We start from the raw sequence: 13235 nt of genomic DNA, 5'->3' as shown, positions 1-13235 counted from the left end.
TAATATCAACAGATAGAGCTTCACAGCTTATAAAAAGGTCGCCCTAGGCGGCCTTTTTTAATGCCTGTAGAAAAGCTATCAGCCGTCAGATTAGATCGATATGGTTGTTTAGTTGAGTGCATTCACTCGGATTTACCCTGTTCATTGTTCGGGTAGGTTGGTTTGAGCGAAGCGAAACCCAACACAATCCATATAAACCTGCTCTTTTATCAACTCAAATAACCTTTCCTCTGATTAGGCTTGACCTCGCCCCTTTAAATTTACCCTCGCAAATTCCCTAACTCATATCTAGCAACTAGCCTATTTATTTCCACTAAAACTAATTACTTACCTTCTTGCGCTGCTTTTTTTGGTTTCATCATTTTGTCATGAAAAGTCACTTTTTCAGTAACAAAACACTCATAGGATGGCTTCGCTAATTAACCAAGCGCAGCTTAATTAGCTCCAAACTCTTAAAAATAACGTACTAACGGAACGTAACGATGAAAATTAATAAAATTGCGACTGCAATTGGTTTAACGTTGGCATTGTCAGCGACGGCCAATGCAGGTGTGTTACCAGACAGTCAAAAACAAAATGATTGGTATAGTGCCGCTGAAGCTACATTAACAAAAAAAGAAGCGGCAGCTCAGGCTGAGCAAACGTTTAAAGCTAAAAATGTCATTCTATTTGTTGGCGATGGTATGGGTATCTCAACGCTAACTGCGTCACGTATCATGGCAGGTCAAATGGAAGGTAAGTCGGGTGAAGAAGGCTTATTAAGCTTTGAAGAGTTCCCTTACTCGGCGCAAATCAAAACCTACAACGTTGATGCGCAAACACCTGACTCTGCAGGCACAATGACAGCGATTATTTCTGGCGTTAAAACTGATGTAGGTGTAATTGGTGTTAACGAAAACATTGAGCGTGGCAAGTGTGCAACAGTTGCAGGTAATGAATTAATCACTGCTACGGAACTTGCAGAAATCAAAGGTCTAGCAACAGGCGTTATTTCAACAGCTCGTATCACCCACGCAACACCAGCTGCAACCTATGCAAAATCAGCTGACCGTAACTGGGAAGACGTATCTGATATGCCTGCTGATGCAGTAGAAGCAGGTTGTGAAGACATTGCCTCACAACTTGTTAATTTCGAGAAGAACCTTGAAGCACGCTTCGTAGGTACTGATGTAGACGGCCTTGAAGTAGTGATGGGCGGTGGTCGTCGTCACTTCTTACCGAAAGATGCGGCATTCAACTCAGCTGATGCTGTCAGTGAAGTCGAAGGTGACCGTACGGATGAGCGTGATCTAACTGCTGAATGGCAAGAAATGTATCCTGATGGCAAGTACGTAATGGACCAAGCTGGCTTCGATACGCTCAATGCTGATACCAAGCGTGTATTTGCATTATTCAATGAATCACACATGCAATACGAAGCAGACCGCGCTAACGATGTAGCGGGGGAGCCGTCATTATCTGCAATGACTGGCAAAGCAATTGATATCTTAAAGAACAACGAAAAAGGCTTTTTCTTAACGGTTGAGTCGGGTCGTATCGACCATGGTCACCATGCGGGTAACGCTTTTAATGCACTAAGCGATACTGTTGAATTTGCTAAAGCGGTGCAAACAGCAGTTGAAAATACTAACCCTGAAGAAACACTTATCCTAGTAACAGCTGACCACAGTCACGTATTCACTATTGCAGGCTATCCAAAACGTGGTAACCCAATTTTAGGTAAAGTAGTAGCCGTTGGCAGTGAAGAACCAAGCCTAGCAGCAGATGGTATGCCATACACCACAGTTGGTTATGCTAATGGTTTAGGTTTTCGCGATTTAGGTGATGAAACGGACGCAGATGCATCTTATAGCGAAGCGGCATTTGCAGGTCGTGTTGATTTAACGGGGGTTGATACAACTGCACCTGGTTATCACCAAGAAGCAACAGTGCCATTAGGTTCAGAGACCCACGCAGGTGAAGATATTTCACTGCATGCAAAAGGTCCCGGTGCGCAACTAGCACAAGGCGTTGTGGAGCAAAACGTAATTTTCCACATCATTAACCAAGCTCTAGAACTAATTGAAGAATAATGGCGACGACGATGAAAAAACTAAATTTAATTTCTCTTGCTGTAGTAGTGGCATTAGCAGGCTGCTCTGATGATGACGATAAAAGTTCAACAAAAACACTGACTGTTGAAAATACTCTAGCGGTTGGTTCTGAGCAGTGTGTAAACGGTGGTACAGAAACCCTAACAGGTGCAGATAGCAACGATAATGGTGAGCTAGACTCAGCAGAAGTAACTGATACAACAGTGTCATGTAATGCACCGGCAACCTCGTTAACTGCATCGCAATTAGCGCCACTGACTGACAATGACTGGTTTAAGTCAGCACAAGTTAAAGTTGCTACTAGCGAAGAAAATATTGCTGCAGTTGTAAAAGAGTCAGGTAAAGCGAAAAACGTGATTTTATTTGTTGGTGACGGCATGGGTATTTCGACCGTAACAGCTGCGCGTATTATGGCAGGTCAGCTAGAAGGTAAGTTGGGTGAAGAGCACCAACTTAGCTTTGAAAAACTACCATTCTCTGGTTTTGCTAAAACCTATAACGTTGACGCACAAACACCAGATTCAGCGGGTACGATGACGGCAATGGCGTCAGGTGTAAAAACTGATGCAGGTGTGATTGGTGTAGATGAAAATATCGAACGCGGTAACTGTGCAACAGTTGCGGGTAATGAGCTAGTTACTGCCACTGAGCTGGCAGAGATCGCGGGTAAGTCGACAGGTATTGTATCTACAGCGCGTATCACTCACGCAACGCCTGCAGCAACGTATGCAAAATCGGCTGACCGTAACTGGGAAGACGTATCTGATATGCCAGAAGCAGCAGTGGCAGCAGGTTGTGAAGATATTGCATCGCAATTAGTTAACTTTGAAGCAAACCTCGAAGCTCGTTACGAAGGCCTAGATGTTGATGGCTTAGAAGTTGTGATGGGCGGCGGTCGTCGTCATTTCTTACCTAAAGATGCAGCTTATAACTCAGCCGATGCAGTGAGCTCGGTAGAAGGTGACCGTACAGATGGTCGCGACCTAACAGCTGAGTGGAAAGCTAAATACCCTGCAGGTCAGTATGTGATGGACCAAGCCGGTTTTGATGCAATCAATGCTGATACCACAGAACGTGTATTTGGTTTATTTAATGAAACTCACATGCAATACGAAGCAGATCGCGCGAACGACGTAGCGGGTGAGCCGTCACTTTCTGAAATGACAGCAAAAGCAATTGATGTATTAGATAACAACGACAAAGGCTTCTTCTTAACTGTTGAAGCAGGACGTATTGACCATGCCCACCACGCAGGTAATGCCTATAATGCATTGAGCGATACTGTTGAGTTATCAAAAGCTGTACAAGTTGCTCTTGATAAAACCAGCATCGAAGACACGTTAATCATCGTAACAGCTGACCACAGCCACGTATTTACCATTGCAGGCTACCCAAAACGTGGTAACCCAATCTTAGGTAAAGTGGTACCAGTTGGTAGTGATGAGCCATCACTTGCCGCAGATAACATGCCATACACAACCGTTGGGTATACCAATGGTGGCGGTTTCCGCGACTTAGGTGACGAAACAGATGCTGATGTAGGTTATAACTTTGCGCCAGTGACCGGTCGTGTTGATTTAACTGATGTTGACACAACCACACCTGGCTTCCATCAAGAAGCTGTTGTACCACTTGGCTCTGAAACACATGCAGCAGAAGATGTGGGTGTGTATGCAGTGGGCCCAGGTGCACATTTAGTAACGGGTACTAATGAGCAAAGCCTTATTTTCCATGTGATGGATTATGCTGCCGACCTTGTTAAGCAAGCCGATGCTAAATTAGCACAGTAATGAGTTATTGGGAGGCTTTGAGCCTCCCTGATTTAATCAGTTAATTAAAAATCAAATATAAAGAGAATCCCGTGAAAGTAGCTATCTTAATTGCCTCATTACTAAGCCCATTAGCCGTTGCTGGGCAATGCGATATGAACACAGGTTACACGCAAGCTGACTACAAAGTCACTACAGCTATTGTTGCTAATAAGCAGCAGACTGAAAATACTTTTACACTTTGGCGTACACCACATCAGGTGGCTAAGCAAAATCCACAGTTTATTGAGCTGTGGCAACAGTTACGTAATCAACAAGTTCGCCCAATTCGTTACTTCCAAGACGCACAGCGTGGTATTGAGTATCAACCATCTGAAGTTCAAGGTGAGCAAGATTGGAGTAGCAAATATCAGTTAGTAAGCGATAAATTTTTAGCCTCTATGACGCACCAAAAAAGCACCGGTGAAGGTTGTGAGCTAACAGAGTATTACACCCAGCAGCAAGACCAAAGCAAAGTAGAGCTAAGCTGGCTTGCTAATCAAAAATTACTAAAATCACTTCGAATTTCAACACCCAGCTATAGCCGAGAGATTGTGTTAACAGCCAGCAATCATAATCAACAAGATGTGCAGGCAGAGTTTGCGAAATGGGATAACTATCAAACAACCGATTACGCAGATATCGGTGATAATGAAAGCGATCCATTTTTAGCCAAAATGATTAACCAAGGTTTTGTTGAACATGGTGCGAGCGGTTTTTATGATGCGCAAGGTAATCAGCTCAAAGGTGAGCATGACCATCATCACTAATTAATTATTGCAATGCCGCTTTTTAGCGGCATTTTTGTCTCTGTAACTTAGCGTTGCTAGCGCTGTTCATTGTCTGTTTTAGCTAAGGCAAAATTACGTACTTCAACGAAATACCACAACTATTGTTTGGTTTGATTGGTAAATTTTGCGATTGTTGCTTAAGTTTAACCAAGGAGGAACAGCCATGACAAAAATAAATACAAAACACCCAGCAGGTACTTTCTGCTGGGCCGAGTTATGCGCGAAAGACTGGCAAGCTGCGAAGCAATTTTATACGCAACTTTTTGACTGGGGCTTTGATGACCAGCCAATAGGCGAAGATATGTATTACACCATGCTGCAAAAGCAAGGTGATGATATTGCCGCTATGTATCAACTGCCAGCAAGTATGAGCGAGATGCCAACCCATTGGTTATTGTATATTGCTGTTGATGATGTTGACCAAAGCACAGAGCTGGCAAAATCATTAGGTGCAACTGTATTGGCAGGACCACATGATGTCATGACAGCGGGTCGCATGGTGATGCTGCAAGAACCTGGCGGTGCAACATTTGCCTTGTGGCAAGCCGGTGAGCATATTGGGGCTAAACGAGTACAAGAGCTTAACCTGCCTTTCTGGTTTGAGCTTGTGTCGAAAGACATGCAAAAAAGTCGCGACTTTTATTGTCAGTTATTCGGATGGCAGTTTGAGGTGAAACCAATGGAGGGCATGGATTACACCTTATTTACCATTGATGAGCAACCGATTGCAGGCATGCTTGAAATGACCAATGAATGGCCAGATGATATTCCACCCCATTGGATGCCTTATTTTGCGGTAGCAGATTGCGATCAGGCAGTCGCTAAAGCAACGCAGCTTAATGGCGCTATTTGTGTGCCAGCAACAGACATCCCAGATGTTGGACGCTTTAGTGTTATTACCGATCCCCAAGGGGCCGTATTTTCCATTCTTAAGTCAACCATTGATGAATTAACTTAAGCCCTTGGTTTTTGCCAATCTGTCCCAAGGTATATATATACCCAAACCACCTGAAGATGCAGAAACTCGCACCTTGAGGTGACTTGGGTATAGAAAAGCCAACTAAGGAGCAGATTGATGACTAAGCATGTGGTGGTTACAGGGGCCAATAAAGGTATTGGCCTTAATTTTTGTAAACAGTATTTAGCTCAAGGTTACCGTGTTAGTGCAGTAGTTCGCACTCCAAGCGAAGAGTTACAAGCACTCGATGTAAAAATTATTAGCGACATTGATGTATCTAACGCCGATGATGTTGCAACACTTGCCAACTACTTACACGGCGACAAAATTGATATTTTGGTTAATAACGCCGGTATTTTTCATAACGAAACATTAGCTGACATGGACTTTGCTGCCATCGAAAAGCAAATCAGCGTTAACAGTATCGCACCAATTCGCATTACTCATGCATTACTGCAAAGCTTAGGTATTGATGCCAAAGTGGCGATGATCACATCTCGTATGGGCTCAATTGCAGATAATGGCTCGGGCGGTTACATTGGCTATCGAATGTCAAAAGCAGCACTTAATGCCGCCAGTGTTAGTTTGGCCCATGAGCTAAAAGAGAAAGAAATTGCAGTAGGGTTATTTCATCCGGGCTTTGTACAAACGCAAATGGTTAATTTTGCCGGCGACATAAGCCCCGAAACTGCGGCAGAGCGGCTCATTAAGCGTATTGATGAATTAAACCTAAGCAACACTGGTGGGTTTTGGCATTCAAATGGCGAAACGCTACCTTGGTAGTTGTTTTTTCTGCTTTTTTTATCTTCAGCTAGTTAGTAGTGATTAAGCTGCTAACGGCTGATAACTTTCGCTAATTATTGAACTTATAGTTTGCTATACTCGTACAATTGAAAGTCATTTTGATGTAGAGAAAAGCACATGGAATTAGAGCAAAATAGCGATTTAACCCTTCCACTTTTTTATTTCGATGAAAATCTTCACAGCCGCGATATCGAATCTCCAGATTTATTATTACATGTAACACTTAGCGAAGAGTTACTCGCACAGCTTTGCCAAAACCCAGCTGTTGATAGCAGTGTCGCAATTGCCATTAATGAATACCGTCTTGAAGCGTTGAATGATGATTATCAAGTATTAATTGATGGTGAGCACAGCGCGCAACTGAGTTTAGTTCGTGGGCCACTATTAAGCGCTATGCTTAGCTGCGACAACGACCAAACCTTTGTGTCGCCGCAAGTAGATATGATGCCAACCTTCGATTTAGGTGATGACATTGAAGATATCGAGGAGGAAGGATGAGAAAACTCCTCACTACCGTATTTGGTCTCATTCTGTTAAGTGGCTGTGCTTATTTAGGTGCAGCACACTATGATAAATTGTTTGGTGAAGAGCAACCAAGAGAGCGTGTTGTTGCTGCATCAACCTTAGAAGGGGCTGAGTTTTTAAATGATGTAAAGCCTGTTCTTGATACTCGTTGTGTGGTGTGTCATGGCTGTTATGACGCACCATGTCAGCTCAAGCTATCTTCTGTAGAAGGTATCGACCGTGGTTTAAGTAAAGAGCGTGTTTATGACGGCACACGATTATTAGCGCAAGAGCCAAGTCGCTTACTATTTGATGCGACAACGACCGCTCAGTGGCGGGAGAAAGGTTTCACTCCAGTACTCAATGAAAGAATTCAAACAGCAGAGGCAAACCTTACCGGAAGCGTGCTTTACAATGCCTTAGTGCTTAAGCAAAGTAGCCCATTGCCTAAGCAAGCTATTTTAGGCGATGAGTTTGATTTTTCACTCGATCGTGAGCAAACATGTACCACAATGAGTGAGTTTGACTCATTTGCTAAGGATAACCCGCACAGCGGTATGCCTTATGGGTTGCCTGGTATTTCAACTGAAGAGTTTCAGCATCTGGCTAAGTGGCTTAGAAAAGGCGGCTATCTTGCTCATATAGATCCTCCTGAAAAGGACGTACTAAAACAAGTTGAACGCTGGGAAGCATTCTTAAATCAAGATGGTTTAAAGCATCAGCTTGCCGCTCGCTATATTTATGAACACTGGTACTTAGCGCATATTTATTTCCCTGAGCATGGCGATAAACATAGCTACTTTAAGTTGGTGCGCTCTTCGACGCCGCCGGGTGAAGAGATCAAACACATTAGCACCCGTCGCCCATATGAAGACCCTAAAGTTGAGCGAGTTTATTATCGTTTAATGCATGACCGTTCGACTATTTTAGCGAAAACACATTTACCTTTAGCATTAAATGATGAAAAGCTTGCACGCTTACATTCACAATTTATTGACGCTGATTATCAAGTAAACAAGCTACCAAGTTATAAGCCTGAAGTGGCATCAAACCCGTTTAAAGCCTTTGCTGCAATTCCAGTAAACTCGCGTTATCAATTTATGCTTGATGAAGCTGAGCTTATTATTATGGGCTTTATTAAAGGGCCTGTTTGTCGTGGTCAAATTGCGTTAAACGTGATTAACGATCAGTTCTGGGTAGGTTTTGCGAAGCCTGAAATGGCGGCGACACCGAAAGTCGGTGAAATGTTGTTACAACATGAAGATGCGCTAGCCTTGCCTGCCGAAGAAGAAAGTAATGCTTTACCGATTTCTAGCTGGGTGAAGTATTCAAAACGCCAAAATAAATACTTGTCTGCCAAAGTTGCACTGGCAAATAAGATGTTTGCCAACGGTCAGCACCTCACAACCGATTTACTTTGGCAAGGTGATGGTCATAACCAAAATGCAGCGCTGACGGTATTTCGTCATTTCGATAGCGCAACGGTTGTTAAAGGCTGGATAGGTCAAGAGCCAAAGACCACTTGGATACTCGACTACGCGTTATTTGAACGTATTCATTACTTGCTGGTGGCGGGTTTTGATGTGTATGGCAACATTGGTCATCAGTTATTAACTCGTTTGTATATGGACTTTTTACGCTTAGAAGGTGAAGCAAACTACCTTGCATTATTACCAGAAGCTAAACGTAAAGAAATTAAAGCCCAGTGGTATCGTAAATCGCCACCTAGCCTAACGAGTTTCTTTGAAGATGAGTTGTCGTTTAGTCAGCCTACAGGCATAGAATATAAAACCGCAGATCAACAGTCTGAACTTTATAATATGCTCAAAGAGAAGCTCAAACCAATTTTGAGTCCTCGCTACGACTATACGAAAGTGCCTGAACCACTGGCGAAAATTAACGATCTTCCTGTTAAAGCTGTTAACTTGCTGCAACAAATTTCGTTTGTGTTGGTCAAAGACAGCGATGATAAACATAAAGCCTACACCTTGATCCACCATAATGCTCATTACAATATCTCGAGCTTATTGAATGAAGAAGGTCAGCGTGCTTATGATGAAGATACCGTAACAATTGTGCCTGGATTTATAGGTGATTACCCAGAAGCAATTTGGTACTTACACAATGAACAGCAGGTTGCTGCATTTGCATCTGGGCTTGCAAAAATAACAGATGAAGCTGCCTACAGAGAGCTAAAAAGTGAGTTTGCTATTCGTCGCACGCATCCACAGTTTTGGCAATACAGCGATATTTTACACCGTGTAGCGAAAGAGTATCGCGGCGTCGAATTTGGTTTGTTTGATTATAACCGACTTGAAAATAGGTAAATTAATTTACCTATTTAGCTGATATTTAAAGCCCACCTTGAGTGGGCTTTATTGCATTATATGATCTACAATTACTCTAAAAATAAACGAGTAAAACATGTTTAAGTTAGTCACAGATATACGCAGAAGATATCGCTTCGGATTGTTAGCGATAGCAATTTTGATATCAACTTCAGCGGCGTTGATCCAAACCCTTTTGTATGTGCAAAAGGGAGATGCGAAAGTGATTAACATTGCAGGTAAACAGCGCATGCTTTCGCAAAAGATAGCTCTTTACGGTAATGCGTTAATTTATCATGAAGCTGATAGCTTTCAGCAACAGCATCGTCGATTGCTAGAGCAGGCGGTCGATCAGTTTATTGCAGGTCACCAGTTTTTAATTCAGCAAGATAGTGAAGGTGATTATATTTATCTAAACGAATCATTACAGGCTCACTACTTCTTACCGCCCACAGCTCTTGATGCCCACGTTAAACGCTACATCAGTAAAGCCCAGTTACTTCTCAATAGCCGCGAAAATTATTTAGAAATAGACAGCTCACTATTTGCCAGTAATCAGCTTGAAGCCTTACTTACAAAATTAGATCAAGCCGTAAAGCTCTTAGAGCAAAAGTCAGTGCATAAGGTCACACTACTTGCCGTTCTCGAAATGATGTTCTGGGTTATTGCAATGGTATTACTACTCATTGAGTTACTATTTGTTTTTAAACCAATGGAGAATCTAATCACAAAAGCACTTACAAGTTATAAAGAACAAAAAGATTATGCAGAACAGGTAAATAAAACTAGAGAGCGTTTTATTGCTCGCACTAGTCATGAATTTAGAACACCTTTACAAGGATTAACAGCATCCATAGAGTCTCTTGATATTAAAGAAGAGCAAAAGCTGGCTCAGCAACAAGCACTATATTGTGCTAACCGCTTGGTGGTGATGTTAGATGAGTTGCTTGATTTACAAGAAATGACTACAGGCCAGTGGCAGCCTAAACTTGACCAAGGCAACTTGTTAGAAACATTAAAACAAGCGATTGCACCCTATGAATACGCTTGTCACGAGAAAAAGATTACTCTTAGCGTCAGTTTATCTGATTCGCTTAACAGCGAATTCATTACTGATCATCCGCGGTTACAACAAGTCGTTGCTGAATTGATAAATAACGCGGTTAAATTTACGCCGGTGCAAGGGCGAATAGCAATTACAGCGACTAATCAAGGCAAGCAACGCCTGCTATTAGAAGTGCAAGATAATGGTAAGGGGTTTGACGAATTACCCTCAGATATACAAGATAATGAAAATAGAACTGAGCAACATTTTCAAGGCTTAAAAACAGGGCTATTGCGAGTCAAGCACATTGTTAAAGCATTAAATGGCGACATTCAATTTTTTAATGCGCAGCCACAAGGCGCCAAAGTGGTTATAAATCTTAACTTCGTAAGTTCACCGGGCATAGAACAGTCTGCAAAGTTGCCAGGTGCTTTAAACTGCTTAATTGTTGAGGATAATCCTCTTAATGCCACGATACTAGGTCGCATACTTAAGCATTTTAACTACAGTTTTGACGTTGCTGAAAATGGTTTAATCGCCACAGATATGGCCTTGCATACTCAGTATGATGTAATTTTTATGGACCTAAATATGCCCGTAATGGATGGTTTTAAAGCGATAGATATCATTCGTAATGAGCAAGGACAGCAAACCCCAATCTTGGTTGTGACAGCGAACACCTCTAATGATGATTTACAACGAGTATATGAACTAGGGGCTAATTTACACGTATATAAACCGATTTCTGCTGACTCGGTCGAAAAAGCCCTCAGTATTTTATTTACCGAGAGCTCACAGGGATAAACCGGTATTTAGTTAGTTACTTTGATGTCGCCGACACCCACTTCAACGTCAATAGCATATTGACCATTACCACGGTAGCTTGAGTGAGAGCTAACAACTTTACGGCTAGTGTTTGCATCATTTTTTAAGCCACGAATTTTGGTATCGCCAACGCCCGTATCGAGTTCAATACGTTTATAGTCGTCAAGCGCACTATCAATTCGAACGGCACCTACGCCTAGCTCAATATCTACCGAGTTGCTAGCGTCGTTAATTTCAATATCACCAACACCCAGCTCAACATCAATGGCCATTGACTTCGGCATTTTTACATACCAGCTTTGTTGAATGTCATCGTTATCTAGTTTTAAGTTCAACGACCCTGCGCTTTGTGAATGGCTTAATTCGATATCAGATAAATCAACCTCAGATCCAAACCAACCTTTATCATTTTTAGGCTCAATACGAACAGTAACGACCACTTCGCTGCCGTCATAGTTTTCTACTTCTAAGCTGCCTACTGGAAAATCAATTTCAAGCTGGCTTGCACCACTCACTGCGAAGTTATGATTTAATTCACGTGAATCTTTCGCCATTGCGTATGTTGTTGTTAGTGCTAAGCCAATAGCTGCTACATAAAGTAATTTTTTCATTGTCTGTTTCCTGTTGATGACCTTTTATACCTTAGTCGCAGCTATGTTCAAAAAAGGTTTAAACGATTTTTATTTTTTTGTTGAATGTTGTAACGTCAGGCTAGTAATAAGCCGGAATGAGGATTCATAGTGCAATATGTTCAGTTGGTTAATGTTAATGCCAGCCTTAAGGGGCAGGGTAATGAAGAGTATCGTTTACGTGATTTAAGTTTAACTGTATCAGCAGCGCAGCAATGGGTATTACTGGGTGAAAATGGAGCAGGAAAATCAGCAGTAGCAGCTGTAATTGCAGGTTGCTCGCGTATTGAGCAAGGCCAGTTTACCAATAACTTTGCACGAATTGCTGTGGTGTCACCTGATAGACAAAAGCAATTATTGGCCGATGAGCTAAATAAAGATCAGGATGATATTATTGATGGTCTTACGCCGCTAAGCACAGTTAAAGACATTATTTTGGCCGACAGAAGCGACCATGACATTGATACTGAGTTACTTGAACTACTCATAAAAACATTTGATTTTGATAGTAAAATGAATAATGCATTTCGTGACCTATCAACCGGTGAAACGCGAAAGCTGATGCTGATCCAAGCGCTAATTGGACGCCCTGAGTTACTTATTTTGGATGAACCGTTTGATGGTTTAGATGTAACAGCACTGCAAACTCTTAATCAGTTATTAGCTGAATTAAGCAAACACACGACGATGATTTTTGTTCTTAACAGGTTGAGTGAAATCCCTGACTTTGTTGATCATTATGCGTTTATAAAACATGCTCAGATCACTCACCAATTAGCGCAGCCAACGAAAGAGCAACGCCAAGATCTTTTTAAATTGCTACATTTAGTGCAAACCGAATTAAACGTGCCCGAGGCAGATAACGACCATCAAGCGCCAGCCCTAACTGATCCCATATTAGTAAAACTTAAAGATGCCTCTGTAAGTTTTGGCGGAACCGTTATTTTTGAAAAGCTAAACTGGCAAATTAATCAAGGTGAACATTGGCAGTTAACGGGTAAAAACGGCTCGGGTAAAACTTGCTTACTTAATCTAATTACAGGTGATAACCCGCAGTGTTATAACAACGATATTAAGGTGTTTGGCTATCAGCGCGGCAGTGGCGAGAGTATCTGGCAAATTAAACAGCATATTGGTTATATTTCAAATGCCTTGCATATGGATTATCGCGTTAATATAACAGCGCTTAATACCATCGTATCAGGTTTTTATGACAGCATTGGTCTTTATCAAAAAGCCACTGAAACACAGCTATCAATCGCTAAAAAATGGTTAGCCTTACTAGGGTTAAACGACAAACAAAATAGTTCATTTAGCCAGCTTTCTTTTGGCGACCAACGCTTATTATTGATAGCGCGAGCTATGGTAAAACATCCTAGTACTTCATCACACAAGTTCTGACTAGTTGAGGGCACCATAAGCCCTCTCAAGTTTTTCACGAGCTGATTCAA

10 protein-coding genes are annotated in these 13235 nt (G+C 42.0%); 9 read left to right on the top strand and 1 reads right to left on the bottom strand.

Annotated features, from left to right (window positions below):
* Positions 1 to 482: 482 nt before the first annotated feature.
* The 8 genes from ACSFVZ_RS20150 to ACSFVZ_RS20115 all read left to right on the top strand — a co-directional run bounded on the left by ACSFVZ_RS20150 (position 483) and on the right by ACSFVZ_RS20115 (position 11134).
* Entirely contained in the window at positions 483 to 2072 is a 1590-nt protein-coding gene (locus ACSFVZ_RS20150; RefSeq protein WP_295511605.1) for an alkaline phosphatase, read from the top strand.
* An 11-nt stretch (positions 2073 to 2083) separates the two neighbouring features.
* Positions 2084 to 3883: an alkaline phosphatase gene (locus ACSFVZ_RS20145; RefSeq protein WP_435559499.1), complete on the top strand. Its 1800-nt coding sequence runs from the start codon at positions 2084 to 2086 to the stop codon at positions 3881 to 3883.
* A gap of 71 nt (positions 3884 to 3954) precedes the next feature.
* Positions 3955 to 4671, top strand: coding sequence for a hypothetical protein (locus ACSFVZ_RS20140; RefSeq protein WP_435559498.1), 717 nt, complete (start codon positions 3955 to 3957; stop codon positions 4669 to 4671).
* A 184-nt stretch (positions 4672 to 4855) separates the two neighbouring features.
* On the top strand, positions 4856 to 5650 hold the full coding sequence (locus tag ACSFVZ_RS20135) for a VOC family protein (RefSeq protein WP_435559497.1): 795 nt from the start codon (positions 4856 to 4858) through the stop codon (positions 5648 to 5650).
* Between the two features lie 117 nt (positions 5651 to 5767).
* Positions 5768 to 6433 carry an SDR family oxidoreductase gene (locus ACSFVZ_RS20130; protein ID WP_138558002.1) on the top strand — a complete coding sequence of 222 codons (666 nt, stop codon included), beginning with the start codon at positions 5768 to 5770 and terminating at the stop codon, positions 6431 to 6433.
* A 138-nt stretch (positions 6434 to 6571) separates the two neighbouring features.
* Entirely contained in the window at positions 6572 to 6952 is a 381-nt protein-coding gene (locus ACSFVZ_RS20125; RefSeq protein WP_135922798.1) for a hypothetical protein, read from the top strand.
* The gene (locus ACSFVZ_RS20120) at positions 6949 to 9285 is read left to right on the top strand and encodes a fatty acid cis/trans isomerase (RefSeq protein WP_435559496.1); all 2337 of its coding nucleotides are present in this window, start codon (positions 6949 to 6951) and stop codon (positions 9283 to 9285) included. Before ACSFVZ_RS20125 ends, ACSFVZ_RS20120 begins: the two co-directional genes overlap by 4 nt.
* Positions 9286 to 9382: 97 nt before the next feature.
* Positions 9383 to 11134 carry a hybrid sensor histidine kinase/response regulator gene (locus tag ACSFVZ_RS20115; protein WP_235383209.1) on the top strand — a complete coding sequence of 584 codons (1752 nt, stop codon included), beginning with the start codon at positions 9383 to 9385 and terminating at the stop codon, positions 11132 to 11134.
* Positions 11135 to 11142: 8 nt separating this feature from the next.
* Here ACSFVZ_RS20115 and ACSFVZ_RS20110 read toward each other — a convergent pair whose 3' ends face one another.
* Positions 11143 to 11766 (bottom strand): toast rack family protein, encoded by a 624-nt coding sequence (locus tag ACSFVZ_RS20110; RefSeq protein ID WP_199527134.1) that lies wholly within the window; start codon positions 11764 to 11766, stop codon positions 11143 to 11145.
* A gap of 129 nt (positions 11767 to 11895) precedes the next feature.
* Here ACSFVZ_RS20110 and ACSFVZ_RS20105 point away from each other — a divergent pair, with 129 nt between their 5' ends.
* Positions 11896 to 13185, top strand: a complete 1290-nt coding sequence (locus tag ACSFVZ_RS20105) for an ATP-binding cassette domain-containing protein (RefSeq protein WP_435559495.1) — start codon at positions 11896 to 11898, stop codon at positions 13183 to 13185.
* Positions 13186 to 13235: the final 50 nt, after the last annotated feature.

The organism is Pseudoalteromonas nanhaiensis (assembly GCF_051235485.1).
In the GTDB taxonomy this organism is placed as follows: Bacteria; Pseudomonadota; Gammaproteobacteria; order Enterobacterales; family Alteromonadaceae; genus Pseudoalteromonas; species Pseudoalteromonas lipolytica_C.
The sequence above is the reverse complement of the archived record's forward strand: the minus strand, read 5'-3'. Positions and strand labels throughout refer to the sequence as shown.